Source organism: Longimicrobium sp. (assembly GCF_036387355.1).
Classification (GTDB): domain Bacteria; phylum Gemmatimonadota; class Gemmatimonadetes; order Longimicrobiales; family Longimicrobiaceae; genus Longimicrobium.
Genome location: NZ_DASVTX010000066.1, coordinates 1 through 15,058, shown reverse-complemented (window position 1 = coordinate 15,058; position 15,058 = coordinate 1). Strand labels below are relative to the sequence as shown.

At 69.8% G+C, this 15,058-nt stretch carries 16 protein-coding genes; 5 read left to right on the top strand and 11 right to left on the bottom strand.

The window, feature by feature from the left end; genetic code table 11:
* From VF665_RS03240 to VF665_RS03195, 10 genes are all read right to left on the bottom strand, one after another.
* On the bottom strand, nucleotides 1-936 hold a 936-nt coding region (locus VF665_RS03240; RefSeq protein ID WP_331051967.1), incomplete at its 3' end, for a 2-oxo acid dehydrogenase subunit E2.
* 86 nt (nucleotides 937-1,022) lie between these two features.
* Nucleotides 1,023-2,003 carry a pyruvate dehydrogenase complex E1 component subunit beta gene (locus VF665_RS03235; RefSeq protein ID WP_331051966.1) on the bottom strand — a complete coding sequence of 327 codons (981 nt, stop codon included), beginning with the start codon at nucleotides 2,001-2,003 and terminating at the stop codon, nucleotides 1,023-1,025.
* A gap of 54 nt (nucleotides 2,004-2,057) precedes the next feature.
* Nucleotides 2,058-2,387 carry a four helix bundle protein gene (locus VF665_RS03230; protein WP_331051965.1) on the bottom strand — a complete coding sequence of 110 codons (330 nt, stop codon included), beginning with the start codon at nucleotides 2,385-2,387 and terminating at the stop codon, nucleotides 2,058-2,060.
* Between the two features lie 106 nt (nucleotides 2,388-2,493).
* Nucleotides 2,494-3,636 carry a pyruvate dehydrogenase (acetyl-transferring) E1 component subunit alpha gene (gene pdhA, locus VF665_RS03225; protein WP_331051964.1) on the bottom strand — a complete coding sequence of 381 codons (1,143 nt, stop codon included), beginning with the start codon at nucleotides 3,634-3,636 and terminating at the stop codon, nucleotides 2,494-2,496.
* A 96-nt stretch (nucleotides 3,637-3,732) separates the two neighbouring features.
* Complete coding sequence (locus tag VF665_RS03220; RefSeq protein WP_331051963.1) at nucleotides 3,733-4,323, bottom strand: Uma2 family endonuclease; 591 nt, start codon at nucleotides 4,321-4,323, stop codon at nucleotides 3,733-3,735.
* A gap of 14 nt (nucleotides 4,324-4,337) precedes the next feature.
* Nucleotides 4,338-5,465: a lipoyl synthase gene (lipA, locus tag VF665_RS03215; RefSeq protein WP_331051962.1), complete on the bottom strand. Its 1,128-nt coding sequence runs from the start codon at nucleotides 5,463-5,465 to the stop codon at nucleotides 4,338-4,340.
* 321 nt (nucleotides 5,466-5,786) lie between these two features.
* Complete coding sequence (locus VF665_RS03210) at nucleotides 5,787-7,073, bottom strand: homoserine dehydrogenase (protein ID WP_331051961.1); 1,287 nt, start codon at nucleotides 7,071-7,073, stop codon at nucleotides 5,787-5,789.
* A complete protein-coding gene (locus VF665_RS03205; RefSeq protein ID WP_331051960.1) occupies nucleotides 7,051-8,067 on the bottom strand; it encodes a homoserine O-acetyltransferase family protein in 1,017 nt (338 codons plus the stop codon). The genes VF665_RS03210 and VF665_RS03205 overlap by 23 nt, the downstream gene beginning before the upstream one ends.
* Nucleotides 8,064-8,834, bottom strand: coding sequence for a hypothetical protein (locus VF665_RS03200; RefSeq protein ID WP_331051959.1), 771 nt, complete (start codon nucleotides 8,832-8,834; stop codon nucleotides 8,064-8,066). Before VF665_RS03200 ends, VF665_RS03205 begins: the two co-directional genes overlap by 4 nt.
* Complete coding sequence (locus VF665_RS03195) at nucleotides 8,831-10,144, bottom strand: O-acetylhomoserine aminocarboxypropyltransferase/cysteine synthase family protein (protein ID WP_331051958.1); 1,314 nt, start codon at nucleotides 10,142-10,144, stop codon at nucleotides 8,831-8,833. Before VF665_RS03195 ends, VF665_RS03200 begins: the two co-directional genes overlap by 4 nt.
* A gap of 188 nt (nucleotides 10,145-10,332) precedes the next feature.
* Here VF665_RS03195 and VF665_RS03190 point away from each other — a divergent pair, with 188 nt between their 5' ends.
* Genes VF665_RS03190 through mazF form a run of 3 tightly spaced genes read left to right on the top strand, consistent with a single transcriptional unit; the run spans nucleotide 10,333 to nucleotide 11,116 of the window.
* Nucleotides 10,333-10,479, top strand: a complete 147-nt coding sequence (locus VF665_RS03190) for a hypothetical protein (protein ID WP_331051957.1) — start codon at nucleotides 10,333-10,335, stop codon at nucleotides 10,477-10,479.
* Nucleotides 10,480-10,529: 50 nt separating this feature from the next.
* The gene (locus VF665_RS03185; RefSeq protein ID WP_331051956.1) at nucleotides 10,530-10,772 is read left to right on the top strand and encodes an AbrB/MazE/SpoVT family DNA-binding domain-containing protein; all 243 of its coding nucleotides are present in this window, start codon (nucleotides 10,530-10,532) and stop codon (nucleotides 10,770-10,772) included.
* Nucleotides 10,766-11,116, top strand: a complete 351-nt coding sequence (gene mazF, locus VF665_RS03180; RefSeq protein ID WP_331051955.1) for an endoribonuclease MazF — start codon at nucleotides 10,766-10,768, stop codon at nucleotides 11,114-11,116. Before VF665_RS03185 ends, mazF begins: the two co-directional genes overlap by 7 nt.
* 10 nt (nucleotides 11,117-11,126) lie before the next feature.
* Here the strand turns inward: mazF and metK are convergent, their stop codons facing one another.
* Nucleotides 11,127-12,272: a methionine adenosyltransferase gene (gene metK / locus VF665_RS03175; protein WP_331051954.1), complete on the bottom strand. Its 1,146-nt coding sequence runs from the start codon at nucleotides 12,270-12,272 to the stop codon at nucleotides 11,127-11,129.
* Nucleotides 12,273-12,815: 543 nt separating this feature from the next.
* Between metK and VF665_RS03170 the strand changes: the two genes are divergently transcribed.
* A complete protein-coding gene (locus VF665_RS03170; RefSeq protein WP_331051953.1) occupies nucleotides 12,816-13,814 on the top strand; it encodes an alpha/beta hydrolase family protein in 999 nt (332 codons plus the stop codon).
* Between the two features lies 1 nt (nucleotide 13,815).
* The gene (locus VF665_RS03165) at nucleotides 13,816-14,670 is read left to right on the top strand and encodes a DUF4037 domain-containing protein (RefSeq protein ID WP_331051952.1); all 855 of its coding nucleotides are present in this window, start codon (nucleotides 13,816-13,818) and stop codon (nucleotides 14,668-14,670) included.
* Nucleotides 14,671-15,058: the final 388 nt, after the last annotated feature.

Genomic DNA, 15,058 nt, shown 5'->3' with positions numbered 1-15,058 from the left:
GTGCACCTGCTCGTACAGGTGGATGGCGTCGCCCGTCCACGCCGCGTTCACGAACGGGTGGTGGCGCAGCGCCATGGCCACGGCCTTGATGACCATGTCGTTGGGGCTGGTCTTGATCCCCTGCTTGGCGAAGCGCTCGTTCACCTTGCCGCGCAACGCCATGGCCTCGCCCATGTCTACCTCGATGGTGAGGTAGAAGGTGGGCACCGGGCCGATGGACTGCGACAGCCGCCGCGCGATGGCCTTCCGCATCTGGCTGATGGGGTGCTCGCGGAAGCGCGCGTCGGTGGACGGCGCCACCTGCGCGGCCGCGGGCTGCGGAGCGGGAGCCTCGGCCGCCGCGGGGGCGGCCTGCTGCTGCCCGCCGCGCGCCACGGCGTCCTGGATGTCGCGCCGGATCACGCGGCCGCCGGGGCCGCTGCCCTGCACGGCACCGATCTGCATGCCCGCCTCCGCGGCCAGCTTGCGGGCCAGGGGCGACGCCTTCACCCGTCCGCCCTCGCCCTGCGCGGGTGCCGCTTCCGCCGGAGCGGGCGCCGCGGCCTGCGCCGGCTGCGCGGCCGCGGCCCTGGGCGCCTCCGCGGCCGGAGCGGCGTCGGCCTTGGGTGCCTCCGCCTTGGGCGCTTCCGCCTTGGGTGCTTCCGCCGCGGGGGCGGGGGTAGACGAGCCGCCGCCGTCCAGCGCGCTGATGTCCTCGTCGGCCTTGGCCACGATGGCGATCATCACCCCCACGTTGGCGGTGTCGCCCTCGCCGATGAGGCGCTTGCGCAGCACGCCGGAGCCGCGGGCCACCAGCTCCATAGTGGCCTTGTCGGTTTCCACCTCGGCCAGGACGTCGCCCTCCTTTACCTCGTCGCCCTCGGCCTTGAGCCAGGTGACCAGGCGCCCTTCCTCCATCGTGGGGGAAAGGGCCTCCATGTAGACTTTCGTCGCCATCGTCAGTCGGTAAGAGAGAAGTGCCCGGTGCCAAGTGCCCAGTTCCGAGCGCCTCTTCCGGGCACTTGGCACTGCGCACTGGGCACTTATCTGTACAGGACCTGGTTCAGCTTCTGGATCACCAGCTCCACACTGGGCTTGGCGGCCTTTTCCATCGCCTTGGCGTACGGCATGGGCACGTCCGCCTGGGTAACGCGAAGGATGGGCGCGTCCAGCACGTCGAACGCTTCTTCCTGGATCATGGCGGCGATGGTGGCGGTAATGCCGCCGTACGCCCAGCCCTCTTCCAGCAGCACCACGCGGTTGGTCTTGGCGACCGTGTTCATGATGGCGTCGGTGTCCAGCGGGCGCAGGCTGCGCAGGTCCAGCACCTCCACGCTCACGCCGTCCTTTTCCATCCGTTCGGCGGCCTGCAGCGCGGTGTGGATCATCTTGCCGTGCGTGATGATCGAAACGTCGCTCCCCTCGCGCTTGAGGTCCGCCACGCCCAGCGGGATGACGTAGTCGTCGTCCTCGGGCACTTCGCCCTTGAGGTTGTACAGCATTTCGCCCTCGAAGACGCACACCGGGTCGTCGTCGCGGATGGCGGCCTTGAGCAGCCCCTTGGCGTCCGCCGGGGTGCCGGGCACCACGACCTTTACGCCGGGATAGTGCGCCACCTGGCTTTCCAGCGCCTGCGAGTGCTGCGCGGCCAGCTGCAGCGCGGCGCCGGTGGGGCCGCGGAAGGTGATGGGCATCTTGAACTGGCCGCCGCTCATGCTGCGCATCTTGGCGGCGGAGTTGAAGATCTGGTCGAACGCCAGGATGGCGAAGTTCCAGGTCATGAACTCGATGACGGGGCGAATGCCCGTCATGGCCGCGCCCACGCCCAGCCCGGCAAAGCCCAGTTCGGTGATGGGCGTATCCACCACGCGCATGTCGCCGAACTTGTCCAGCAGCCCCTTGGACACCTTGTAGGCGCCGTTGTACACGCCGACCTCTTCGCCCATCAGAAAGACGTCGGGATCGCGCTCCATCTCTTCCGCGAGGGCCTGGTTCAGAGCCTCACGATAGGTAATTACAGCCATGTGTTGGTGCCCAGGTTACAAGTGCCCAGGTTCAAGTGCCAAGTGCCCAGGTCACTACGCACCAAGCTTCTTGCGCAGTGAAACGAGCATCCGCGTGATCTCAAGGCAGGCGCTTACCAGCCGCCCGCATTCGTCCGTACTCATGTAGCCCAGTTCCCGGGCGAGGTAGAGCTGGGCCCGCACCTCGCCCACGGAACCTCTCGCGATCGCAACGAACCGTGCGAATTCGGCGCGGCTGTTACGCTCGAATCCTTCAGCGATGTTCGACATCACGGACACCGCCGCGCGCTGAATCTGCCTCTGCAGCCCGAAATCCCGCGCGAACTCGCCGGTTCGGCTCACCCGGTAGATCTGCACGCACAGCGCCATCGCCTTCTGCCACACGAGCAGATCCTCGAAGCGGGAGACTGCACGTCTTTGCATCCGAAGCAGCTCCCCACGGGTGAAGGCTCGTGCCGGGCACTGGGCACTAGGTACTGAGCACTGCCGTTCAGCGCTCCCTCATGTCGAAGTAGAGACGCCCGTTGACGTCTTCGTTCGCGTAGATTTCCGTGTACAGCTCTTCCACTGCGGGCTCCGGCGATTTTTCGGCGAACTCGGCGGCTTCTTCCGACACCCGCTTCACCTCCTCGTCCATCCGCTCCAGCTCTTCCTGGCTCAGGATGTTCTGGCGGGCGAGCAGGTCGGCGAAGATGCGGATGGGGTCGTTCGCCTTTTCGTTCTCCACGTCTTCCTTGGTGCGGTACACGCCGGAAACGGGGTCGGACATGGAGTGGCCCACGAAGCGGTAGGTGCGCGCCTCGATGAGGGTGGGGCCGCCGCCGCTGCGGGCGCGCTCCACGGCTTCCCTCGTGACGCGGTACATGTCGAGCACGTCCATGCCGTCGGCGACGGCGGACGGCATGGCGTAGGCGGTGGCCTTCTGGTAGATGTCGTACAGGCTGGAGGCGCGCTCCCACGCGGTCCCCATTCCGAAGCGGTTGTTCTCGACGATGAGGATCATGGGGACCTTCCACAGCGCCGCCATGTTGAGCGACTCGTGAAAGGCGCCCTGGTTTACCGCGGCCTCGCCGCAGTACACCTGAATGACGCGCTCTTCCTTGCGGTACTTGATCTTCCACGCCACGCCCAGCGCCAGCGGAATCTGGCCACCCACGATGCCGTGGCCGCCCAGGTAGTTGTGCTCGGCGCTGAACATGTGCATGGAGCCGCCCTTGCCCTTGCTGCACCCGTCCGCGCGGCCGTAGAGCTCGGCCATGATGGCGCCGGGCATCATGCCGCACTGCAGGGCGTGCACGTGCTCGCGGTACGCCGTCATCACGTAGTCGTCGGGCGTCTGCGCGCTGATGGCGCCCACGGCCACGGCTTCCTGGCCGATGTACAGGTGGCAGAACCCGCCGATGCGGCCCAGGGCGTAGGCCTCGGCCACCTTCTCTTCCAGGCGGCGGGCCAGCAGCATGTCGTACATCATCTTCTTGAGCTGATCGGGGCTCAGCCCCTGCATCCGCTCCTCGTCGCTCATCCGGGGCTTGTGCTCCGTCTGCGCGGCGCGGTCCAGCTCGCCGCTCTGGGCCGCCGCTTCCGGCGCCTGGTCTTCCGCCTCGGCGGTGTCGATCGTCTTTTCGTCTGCCATCAGTCTCTACGGAATCCGACCGGCGGCACCGTCTCGGCGCCGGTCTGGTGACTCAGTGCATGGCCAGCGCGCGCTCTGCCGCGCTTCTTCCCCTGCTCACTCGTCTTCTGACTTCAGCCCCAGGCCGGCGTAGATGCGCGCCAGGTCCAGCGTAGCTTGCAGTCCATCCAGGCGGATCTGCGTGTTCAGCCCCTCCGTAACACTCCACTGCCAGAAGTGCTCGTTCTGCCGCATGTAGCGCTCCACGCGCGGCCGGTCCTGCGACACGATCAGGTACTCCTGGAGCGTCGCGATCCGCCGGTAGTTGTCGAGTTTGACGTCGTGGTCAATGTGTGCCGTGGAGGGCGACAGAACCTCCACGAGCACCACGGGATTCAGCAGCAGTTCGCCCCCCGCCGTCTGAAGGAACCGCGGCTCACCGCAGAAGACGACCACATCGGGAACAAAGGCGTTCTCTGCGACGCCCGATGCGACGAGGTTCCCCTGCGACAGGACTTCGCACGAGGAGCCCTCGAGCTGTGCACTCAACGCGTACGCGATCCGCTGCGTAATTCTTCCATGTGTGATGGTCGCTCCGCCCATCGCCACGATTTGCCCATCGATGAACTCCAAGTGCCCCTCGGCCGCCTCGGCGGCGGCGAGGAAATCCTGGAGCGTGACCTTTGCGGTCTGCGGATGGGTGGCCATCGTCCCTCCGTGCGCTACCGCAGGCCGCCCAGCTGCACAAGACGCGGGGCGGGCGGGGTGACCATGGCGGCGCGGATGGCGGCTTCTTCCGGGTCGATGGACGCGCCGGACTCCACGTCGGCCTCCACGATCTGCGTAATGCTCCCCGGCCCGCCCGCGTCGATGGTGCGCGCCTGCTCCTTGGCGTGGTACGACGAGCGGACGAGCGGCCCGCTCTCCACGTGTCCGAAGCCCAGCTCGCGCTCGCCGATCTCCTTCCAGCGGCGGAACTCGTCGGGGTGCACCCAGCGGTCCAGCGGCACGTGATGCTCCGACGGGCGCAGGTACTGGCCCAGCGTAAGGATGTCGACGGAGGCCTCGCGCAGGTCCTTCATGGCCTGCAGGATCTCGTCTTCCGTTTCGCCCATCCCCAGGATGATGGCGCTCTTGGTGAGCTGCGCCGGGTTCATCCGCTTGACCGCGCCCAGGAACGAAATGCTGCGCCAGTAGCGCGCGCCGGGGCGGATCAGCCTGGACAGCCGCTCCACCGTGTCGATGTTGTGCGCCAGGATCTCCGGCCGCGCCTCTACCACGGTGCGCAGGGCGTCCTCGTTGCCCTTGAAGTCCGGGATGAGCACTTCCACCGTGCAGCCCGGGACGCGCTCGTGGATCTGGCGGATCGTCTCGGCATAGATGCCGGCGCCGCCGTCCTTGAGCTCGTCGCGGTTCACGGAGGTGATCACCGCGTGCTCCAGCCCCATGGTGACGACGCTGTCGGCCACGCGGCGCGGCTCGTCCCAGTCCAGCTCCGTGGGCATGCCGTGGGCGACCGCGCAGTACTTGCAGGCGCGGGTGCACACGTCTCCCAGGATCATGAACGTGGCCGTGCCGCTTTCCCAGCACTCGCCAATGTTGGGGCAGTGCGCTTCTTCGCACACCGTGTGCAGCCCCTGCGACCGCATCAACTCCTTGAGGCGCAGGTAGTTGGGGCTACCGGGCGCGCGCACCTTGAGCCACTCGGGCTTGCGCGCGCGGTGCGACACCGGCTCGCTGCCGTCGGGGCGCGGCAGGTTTACGGTGCCCTTGCTCTTGACGATCCCGTTGTCCTTGCCGGCGGGCGCGTAGCCGCGCGCGGGGACGTCGGGGGTGGTGGTCGCGCTCATATCACTGCTCCGTGGGGCAGGCCCCACCGTTGCGCTCGGTTGGCGCGGCAGGCAAGCCGCAGGCCGGAACCGGGTTTCACGAATGGGGCAAAGGTACGCCCCGGCACCGCTGGGGGCAACGCCGGGGCCGGTTGCACGCCTTTCTGTACCCCGCTCCCGTGAAGCCGGTCGGGTTTCGCTCGCAATCCAGGCACTGATCACAGCGGGGAGTACAGAGGAACAGAGAAAGGCCCAGAGGAACAGAGGACGGACCACGGTTCCTCTGCTCCTCTGGGCTGTTCTCTGTTCCTCTGCAACTTCGCTGTTCAACAGCACCGGCAGCTACACCGACACTTCCACGCGCGAAACGACCGGGGCCAGCAGCTCGGCGCCCAGCACGCGCAGAGCGAGGTCAATGCGCTGCCAGCCGACCGGCTCCGTGACCGCGACCCGACGGTCGCCATCGGCCAGTACGGTGGAGGTGGGAACGCCGGCGCGGGCCAGCGTGCGATCCAGCACTCCCGCCGCGTGGATCGTCCGGACTACGCTCAGCGCCCACCGGTGCTCACGCGTGTCGTTCACGGGGACGGGCGGCTCCGCGGCGGGGCGGGCGAGTCGGCCGGCGCCGCGCACCAGGTCCGCCAGCAGCGAACTGGCCGTGGGCCCGCCGCCCGCGCCGGGGCCGGACAGGGTGATGCCGCCGTTGGAGCGGCTCTCGATCAGCACCACGTTCTCCTCGCCGCGCGTGCGCCCCAGCGGTCCCGCCAGCGGAACGATGACGGGCTCCACCGCCGCCACGACGCCCGACTCCGTCTCCACACTTTCCGCCACCAGCCGGGCCGCACCGCCCAGCAGGCGCGCATCCGCCGCCAGCCGCTCGGGATCGGGGTCGATGCCGCGCCGCCGCAGCACCAGCGCGTCCGGCCGGATCCCGAACGCCAGCCACGCCAGGATGCGCAGCTTGTCCGTCGCGTCTTCGCCGGACAGGTCGCGGGCCGGGTTGGCCTCCGCGAATCCGCGCGCCTGCGCGTCGGCCAGGGCATCCGCGTACCGCCATCCCTCGTCCAACCGGGTGAGGATGAAGTTGGTGGTCCCGTTCAGGATGCCGCGGACGCGCGCGATCCCCGTCAATCCCAGCGAGTCGCGGAGCGCGCGGATGACCGGAATTCCGCCCGCCACGGCGCTCTCGAAATCCAGCCGCCCGCGATGCCGCCGGGCCAGGAGCGCCAGTTCCGGCCCGTGCGCCGCGATCAGCGCCTTGTTGGCCGTTACCAGCCGCCGCCCGCGCCCCAGCGCCGTCCGCGCGATCCGCAGCGCCGGGTCCACCCCGCCGATCGCCTCCACCACCACGTCGGCGTCCTCCGCCAGGAACGCGTCCAGGTCCGTGGTCAGCAGGGCGGGATCCAGCTCCGCGGGGCGGGGCCGGCCCCTGTGGGCGACGAGGACGCGGACCAGCCGCACCCGCACGCCGTGCCGCGCCCGGATCTCCGCCGCGCCGTGGTGAAGGAGGCGCACCAGTTCGCCGCCCACGGTGCCGCATCCCGCCAGCGCCACGCGCAGGGTGCGGGGCGTGCGCGGCGGCGGCGGCAAACGGATCGCGTCGTTCTCAATCTCCAGCAGCGTGCTCATCATCGTGCTCCTTGGGCCGCCCCTCGGCGCCCGCGAGTGCGTCGGCCAGAATGCGCCCGGCCTGCTCCGGCTCCAGCAGAAAGGCGTCGTGGCCGTGAATCGAATGGATTTCGCGATACGCGGCGCCGGACGCGTCCGTCCAGGCTCGCACGTCCGCCGCGCTGTACAGCAGGTCGCCGGGAATGCCCACGCCCGTCATCCGGTCCGCGACGGGGGCGAGGGCCGCGTGCGCCCCGCCGCGGCCGCGCGCTACGTCGTGCGAATCCATCGCGTGCGTCAGCGCCACGTAGCTGCGCAGGTCGAAGCGGGCGCGCAGCTTGCGGCCGTGGTGCTCCAGGTACGAGGCCATGGACCAGCGCCCGTCCTCCTCGCGCCCGCGGCCGAAGCGCACCTCCTGCTCCTCCGCCGTGCGGTACGTCATCATCCCCACCATCCGCGCGATCTCCAGCCCCCGTTCTCCCGCGGCCTGGATCGCCTGCCGCTGGATGTGGTTCCACGCGATGGCGGACGCGGTGTGCGCGGCCGGCGCGGCAAAGACGACGGCGGAGCGGAACGCGTCCGGGTGGGCCGCCGCCCATTCCATCGCCACCATTCCGCCCAGCGACCCGCCCGCCACGAGCGCGACGGAGCGCACGCCGAGTTCCTCGACCAACCCGTGGATCAGCCGCGCCTGGTCGCGCGTGGTGACCAGCGGAAACTCGTCCCGGCCCGGCTCGGAGGGACCCGTGGTGCCGTAGCACGAGCCGAGCAGGTTGGTACAGAGCACGGCGTACCGGTCCGTGTTCACGGCGAGCCCCGGCCCGATCACGGCGCGCCACCAGTCGCCCGCCGCGTCCGCGGAGCCGGTGAGCGCGTGGACGATCAGGACCAGATTGTCGCGCGCGGCGTTCAGCGCGCCGTCCAGGTGGTACGCCTGCCGCACGCCCCGCAGCACCTCGCCGCTCTCGAGCGTGAACGCGGGGACGTGCTGCGTGCGGAGTTCGCGAGCGTTCACGCGGCCTCCGAGAGCGCGGCGGCCGGGCGCACGCGCGTGCCTCCGCGGCCGGAGAGCGGCGCCCACCACGCGTACACGCGCAGCGGCACGCGGTCCGCCAGCGCCATGCGCGCCGCCTCCGGGTGCACCACCCGCGCGCCCGCTTCAGCGAGGATGACGAGCGCGAGCGGATCCATGTCCGCCAGCGGACGGGCACCGGCATCCGCGCGAGGATCGTGGTCGTGCACGGCGGTGACGTCGGTGATGATGTGGCACTCCGCGCCCAGGGCCGCCGCCAGCGCGACGGCGGAGGTGTCCGATCCGCCGCGGCCCAGGGTGAGCGTTTCCCCATCCGCCCGCGCGCCCTGAAAGCCGCTGACGACCGGGACGACGCCCGCATCCAGCAGCGCGCGAAGGGGGTGCGGGTGAACGTGGTCGATGCGCCCGCCGCAGAAGTCGCCCGCGGCGCGCACCCCGGCCTCGCCGCCGCGCAGGCTGCGCGCGGGAACGCCGATGCCCGCCAGCGCGGCCGCGAGCAGCGCCGCGCTCAGGTCCTCGCCCGTGGCGAGCGCGCGGTCGGCTTCGCGCCCGTCCGGCCGCCCGCCGGGAACCACCGCGGCCAGCCTGCGCACCAGCCGGTCCGTCGTCCGCCCGGCCGCGCTGACGACCACCACGGGACGGCGGCCGCGTGACCGGTGCGCCGCGATGCGCGCCGCCGCCCGGCGCACGCGCCCGGCCGAGCCGAGCGACGTGCCGCCGAACTTGAGCACCACGATGGGCCCGCTCACAACCCGACAGCGGCGCGCAGGGCCGCGTCCAGATCCGCCAGCAGGTCGGCCTCGTCCTCAATGCCCACGGAAAGCCGGATCAGGTCCGCCGTCACCCCCGCCGCCTCGCGTTCCGCGGGCTCCAGCTGCTCGTGCGTGGTGCTCCACGGGTGAATGATCAGGCTCTTGGCGTCGCCCACGTTCGCGACCAGGGAGAAGAGCCGGCTGGCCTCGATCACCTTCTTCGCGGCTTCCTCCCCGCCCAGCACGCCGAACGTCAGTACCCCGCCGAATCCGCCCTCCAGGTAGCGCTTGGCAGTCTGGTGCGTGGGATGGCTTTCCAGGCCGGGATAGCGGACCCAGGTGACGGCCGGGTGGCCTTCCAGAAAGCGGGCGATGGCGAGCGCGTTGTCGCTGTGGCGGCGAATGCGCAGGTGCAGCGTCTCCAGCCCCTGCAGAAAGAGGAAGGAGTTGAAGGGGCTCACCGCCGCGCCGATGTCGCGCAGCAGCAGCACGCGCAGTCGGATGGCGAAGGCGATCTGCCCGAAGGTCGCGGCGAAGGACAGGCCGTGGTACGCCGGCTCGGGATCCACGTAGAAGCCGCGGAAGCGCTCGCTGGCGCCCCAGTCGAAGGTGCCGCCGTCCACCACCACGCCGCCGATGGACGTGCCGTGCCCGCCGATCCACTTGGTGGCGCTGTGCACCACGATGTCGGCGCCGTGCTCCAGCGGCCGGGCCAGGAACGGCGTGCCGAAGGTGTTGTCGACCACCAGCGGAACGCCCGCCGCGTGCGCGGCGTCGGCGATGGCGCGAAAGTCGGGAACTTCCAGCTTGGGGTTGCCGATCGTCTCCACGTAGACGGCCTTCGTGGTTTCGTCGATGGCGTCCGCGAACGCCTGGGGGTCGTTGCCGTCCACGAAGCGCGTTGTGATGCCCAGCCGGCCCAGCGTGTACTTGAGCAGGGTGAAGGTGCCGCCGTACAGCGCGGACGAGGCCACGATGCTGTCGCCGGCCTGCGCCAGGTTCAGCAGGGCGAGCGCCTGCGCGCTCTGGCCGCTGCTGGTGGCCACCGCCGCCACGCCGCCTTCCAGCTCCGCGATGCGGCGCTCGAACACGTCGGTGGTGGGGTTCATGATGCGCGTGTAGATGTTGCCGAACTCCTTGAGGCCGAACAGGCTGGCCGCGTGGTCCGGGCTGTTGAACACGTACGACGTGGTGGCGTAGATGGGGACCGCGCGGGCGTTGGTCGCGGGATCGGCCAGCTCCTGCGCGGAGTGCACGGCGCGGGTGCCCAGCCCCAGCTTGCGTTCGGCTTCGGCAATGACGGTCATGGTGTCGGCTCCTGGTGTGGTGGTACGGACGAAAAAAAGCCCGGCCCTCTCCGCTGCGGGAGAGGGCCGGGCCGGGTGGAATCGTGCGGAGCGTGGCTCCGGCGATCCGTTCGCGCTATCCGTGCAACCTGCGTGCACGCGCGCGCCCGTCCGTCTCTCCCGGGGGGAGGACGCACTGACACATGCACATGCACATCATCGTCGCGGCGTGGATCGCCATCGTCGTGTTCTCGCTCAATCCGTTGGAGGGCGGTGCTCCCGCCTGCTCATTCTACGATGGCCGGAATGCCCGGCCTTTGTCAACCGGGTTACTGCGCAGCGCGGCCCCCCGTTGAAACAAATCACACTCCTCTGTATCTTCATAGTAGACACAGGAGGACGATCCATGCGCATTCGCGTTCAGAAGTGGGGCAACAGCCTCGCCCTACGGATTCCCAGATCCTACGCCGTCGAAACCGCTCTCGAGTCCGGTTCTGAAATGGACCTGACGCTCGAGGACGGACGTCTGGTGCTCACTCCGCTCTCCGCGCCCGTCTACCAGTTGCAGGATCTTCTCGATGCGATCACGCCCGAGAACCTGCACGGAGAGATCGACACCGGGCCCAGCGTCGGGGTAGAAGCGTGGTAGCGCGTTCCTACCTCCCGGAACGCGGCGACGCAGTCTGGATCGATTTCAGCCCTCAGGCTGGACATGAACAGGCCGGCCGCCGTCCAGCGCTGGTGTTATCACCTTCCGGCTACAACGGCCGGACCGGGTTGGCGCTGCTCTGCCCGATCACCTCTCACGTAAAGGGGTATCCCTTCGAGGTGCGGGTTCCGGCAGGCCTCAAGATCACCGGCGCCATCTTGGCTGATCAGGTGAAAAGCCTCGACTGGCGCGTTCGGCGAGCCGACTTCCTGGAGCACGTCCCGGAAATTACTGTCCAGGATGTACTCCAGAAATTATCGACGTTGATCCGCCTACCTGCCTGAACGTGCGGCCTTACCGCTCCCATGGCAGCTCGGACTTGCCGAAGTGGCCGTAGTTGGTCGTCTGGCGGTACAGCGGCTGCAGCAGCTCCAGGCGCTCGATGATGGCCGCCGGGCGGAAGTCGAAGTTCTCGCGGACGTACTCGGCCGCGGCGCGCGCGTCGCCCGTGCCAAAGGTGTCCACCTTTACCGACACCGGCTGCGCCACGCCGATGGCGTACGCCACCTGCACCTCGGCGCGGTCCGCCAGCCCCGCCTTGACGATCTCGCGGGCCACGAAGCGGCAGAAGTACGCGCCGCTGCGGTCCACCTTGCTGGGATCCTTGCCGCTGAACGCGCCGCCGCCGTGGCGCCCCATGCCGCCGTACGTGTCCACGATGATCTTGCGGCCGGTGACGCCCGCGTCGGCGGACGGGCCGCCCTGCACGAAGCTGCCGGTGGGGTTCACCATCACCCGCAGATCGTCGTGGTACCAGCTGCCCAGCGCCTCGGGAATCACGGAGGTCACCACGAAGTGGCGGATCTCGTCGCGCGTCACGTCGGCCGCGTGCTGGGTGCTGATGAGCACGTCGGTCACCGCCACGGGGGTGTTGCCCTCGTACACCACAGACACCTGCGTCTTGCTGTCGGGGCGCAGCCAGTTCACCGTGCCGGCCTTGCGGTGGTGGGCCAGAATGCGCGCCAGGCGGTGCGAAAGCAGGATGGGGAGCGGCATGAGCTCCGGCGTCTCGTTGGTGGCGTACCCGAACATGATGCCCTGGTCGCCCGCGCCCTGCTCGCCGCTCTCGCTGGTGTCCTCGTCCACGCCCTGGGCAATCTCGGCGGCCTGCGCGCTGAGCAGGCTCAGGATCTCCACGGTGTCGGCATGGAAGGGCTGGTCCGCGTCGGTGTAGCCGATCTCGCGGATGGCCTGCCGCACCACGGCCTCGAAGTCCACCTTGGCCGACGAGGTGATTTCGCCGGCGAGCACCACGCGGTTCTCCTTTACGAGAACTTCGCACGCCACGCGGCTGGCCAGGTCCTGCTGCAGGTGGGCGTCCAGAATGCTGTCGGCGATGTAGTCGCAGACCTTGTCCGGGTGCCCTTCGCTCACCGACTCGGAGGTGAACGTGTAGGTAACGGTGGCCGGCGCTTCCGTGGAGGTAAGCACGGTGCTCATGGTGCTCCTGCGGTGGTACGTGATCAAAGGATGCAGAGGCCGCGGATGCGGCGGCCCTCGTGGTCGTGGCGGACATCCGCCGTGCAGTCCCGCTCCGGTGCGCGCGGCCCGGGGCCGCGGACGCAAAAAAACCCCAACGCAAAATGCGCCGGGGCTCCCGAGCGCTTTAGCACATTTATAACGCGGAGCAATCGCTGCAACTCGCCGCGGCACCCGTGAGGATGCGGCCGTGATGATAGCGGCACCCCGCCGGACGCGCAAGTGGGCGCTACGTGCCCGGGCGTTTGCCCCACGGATGAACAGCGGTCTCTAGGAGAGGCCCAGAGACACAGGTCCTTCGTTTGCCCGGTCCTGTTCCAAGAGCCGGATCACGTCCCGATCTGCGCGGGTCGGGCGTTTGCGTGCGATATGGATGTCATCGAGAGGAACCCCTGTGATCCCCGCATGCGATCCGCGACGAACGACGTGAAATCCCGGCTCTGCTTCTGGAAAGCCATTGTGGCAGTCCTGCTTCTTCCACTCTGGGCGGCGTGTGCGCCGGCGATGTCGGCGCCCGCGCGGCAGGAGTTGCTGGACGGATTGTTCGCGCCGCCCACCGAGGCAGAGCGGGCCGCCATCGAACGGGACTGGGAAAGCCGTCCCGCACCCGAGCCGCGCGGCGTGCGGGTGGAGCTGGAGAAGCGCGAAAAGGACGGGCGGCGCACGCTCGTGGTTTCGCACCTAGTGAACGGCAACCGGCACTACGGCGCGGTGCGAATCCCCGCCGCGGCGCCGGAGAAGCGGCTTCCCGTGCTGGTGGTGGCGCACGGCGGCGACAAGGGCGCGAGCGGATACCACTTCTTTCATCACGGCGCGCTGGCGGATGAATGGATCCAGGTGGTGCCCTCGTTCCGCAGCGAGCCGCTGCTGCTGACGCCGTTCCGCGCGTACCGGTCCGAGGGGCTGGCCAACCCGTGGGACGGCGACGTGGACGACACCATGCAGCTGCTTTCCGCCGTGCTGGGCCTGCTGCCGCAGGCGGATTCGTCGCGCGTGGCGGTGTTCGGGCACAGCCGGGGCGGCGGCGTGGCGCTGCTGATGGGGGAGCGCGACCCGCGCATCCGCGCCGTGGTGAGCGTGGCCGGGCCCACGGACCTGTTCCTGCCCGACATCCGCCGGGTCGCCACCCGCGGGCTCAGCCTGCCGCTGCCGCGCCTGCCCGGCGCCAACTACCTGGCGGACAGCGTGCTGTTCGCGCTGCGCGACGGCCGCACCACGCTGCCGCGCGCGCGGCTGGAGATGCTGCGCCGCTCGCCCGCCTGGTTCGCGCACCGGCTGCCGCCCACGCAGGTGCACCACGGCGCGCTCGACAACAAGGTGGCGTTCGCGCACGGCGAGCGGCTGGCCGCGTTCGCGGGGCAGGTTCCCGGGCGGACCCTCGAGTTTCACGCGTATCCCGCGGGCAAGCACCGCACGCGCACGCTGGACGGCGCAGTGGCGCGCGCGGAGGAGTTTCTGATGCGCACGGTGGCGAACGCGTCAACGTCCTCCGCATCGCCCTGAGATGGCGGAACCTGTCGGCGAGCCTCGCGTCGAGCGGCTGATCAGCGATCTGCTCCCCGTGGTGCGCGGCTTCAGCGCGGGGCCGTGCGGAACCGCGCTGGGCGGATCGTGGGCGAAGGGCGGCGCGGACGCGCAGTCGGACGTGGACGTCTACCTGTTCTGCGATTCCGTTGGTCCCCGGGCGGAGCGGGACGCGATGGTGGTGCGCGCGTTCGGCGCCGGCGCGGAGCCGCACTCCTGGGGTGCGGACGAGCCGCTGGACCAGTGCGGGACGGACTTCGCCGTGGACGGCGTTCGCGTGGAGTGCTGGATACGCGGCGCGGACGGGGTCGAGCGCACCATTGCCGCGTGCCGCGAGGCGCGCATCGAGCGGACGCTCTCGGTGTGGGCGGTGATGGGGTTCTTCAACTACGTCGCGCTGGCGGACGTTCGCGCCATGCGCATCCTCGACGATCCGGGCGGGCGGCTCGCGGGGTGGAAGTCGCTCGTCGATCCGTATCCCGAGGCGCTGCGGCAGGCCGTGCTGCGGCGGTTCACGGCGGAGGCGGCGTTCTGGCCGCGTAATCCGCACTACCTCTCGGCCGTGGAGCGCGGGGACGCCATCTACACCAGCGCCATCGTGCAGCAGACGGTGCAGTCCGTCATCCAGGCCGTGTTCGCGCTGAACGGCGAGTACTTTCCGGGGGAGAAGAAGCTTGCGTCCGCGCTCGGCGCGCTCGCCGTCCAGCCGGTGGATTTGACGGCGCGCATTCACGCGATCCTCTTTCCGGGCGCCGCGCCGGACGCGGCGATGCTGCGGCGGCAGCAGTCCGCGCTGGCGGCCCTGGTGGATGAGATCGCGGCGCTCGCCGGGTAGACAAACAGGCCGCCTGCGGCAGATCGCGGTTGGGAATTAGCTCGGCCTCCGCGCCACGATTGTCCGTGTCATTCCGCGGAAGCGGCCGCGCCGTACTTTCCCCCTGTCGGACTCGCGCGACCACGGGTCGGCCACACGCCTCGGATTCGGAGCGTCATTCTGAGCGGAGGCGCCGCGCCGCACCGTCCGTCACACCAGACTCTGGCGCCGACCGAAGAATCCCGCGCCACGGCGTCCCACGCACGCCCGGTTGCGCGCCGCGCTCGGACGCTGCGGGTGCGGCGGGAGAGGCTGGAGCACGCCACGCCGGCCAGCGGCGCGGCGGATGCTTCGGTCCGGGATTCTTCAGTCGCGCATGAACGCGGTGCCAGGGAAAGGGCGGCGCACG

Bases quoted from the DNA above. Each gene is read 5' to 3' on its own strand.
- VF665_RS03165 (WP_331051952.1), top strand. From the start codon at position 13,816: ATGGCGGAACCTGTCGGCGAGCCTCGCGTCGAGCGGCTGATCAGCGAT.
- VF665_RS03170 (WP_331051953.1), top strand. From the start codon at position 12,816: ATGTCGGCGCCCGCGCGGCAGGAGTTGCTGGACGGATTGTTCGCGCCG.
- lipA (WP_331051962.1), bottom strand. From the start codon at position 5,465: ATGAGCGCGACCACCACCCCCGACGTCCCCGCGCGCGGCTACGCGCCC.
- VF665_RS03190 (WP_331051957.1), top strand. From the start codon at position 10,333: ATGCACATCATCGTCGCGGCGTGGATCGCCATCGTCGTGTTCTCGCTC.
- VF665_RS03235 (WP_331051966.1), bottom strand. From the start codon at position 2,003: ATGGCTGTAATTACCTATCGTGAGGCTCTGAACCAGGCCCTCGCGGAA.
- VF665_RS03210 (WP_331051961.1), bottom strand. From the start codon at position 7,073: ATGAGCACGCTGCTGGAGATTGAGAACGACGCGATCCGTTTGCCGCCG.
- VF665_RS03195 (WP_331051958.1), bottom strand. From the start codon at position 10,144: ATGACCGTCATTGCCGAAGCCGAACGCAAGCTGGGGCTGGGCACCCGC.
- pdhA (WP_331051964.1), bottom strand. From the start codon at position 3,636: ATGGCAGACGAAAAGACGATCGACACCGCCGAGGCGGAAGACCAGGCG.
- metK (WP_331051954.1), bottom strand. From the start codon at position 12,272: ATGAGCACCGTGCTTACCTCCACGGAAGCGCCGGCCACCGTTACCTAC.
- VF665_RS03185 (WP_331051956.1), top strand. From the start codon at position 10,530: ATGCGCATTCGCGTTCAGAAGTGGGGCAACAGCCTCGCCCTACGGATT.
- VF665_RS03220 (WP_331051963.1), bottom strand. From the start codon at position 4,323: ATGGCCACCCATCCGCAGACCGCAAAGGTCACGCTCCAGGATTTCCTC.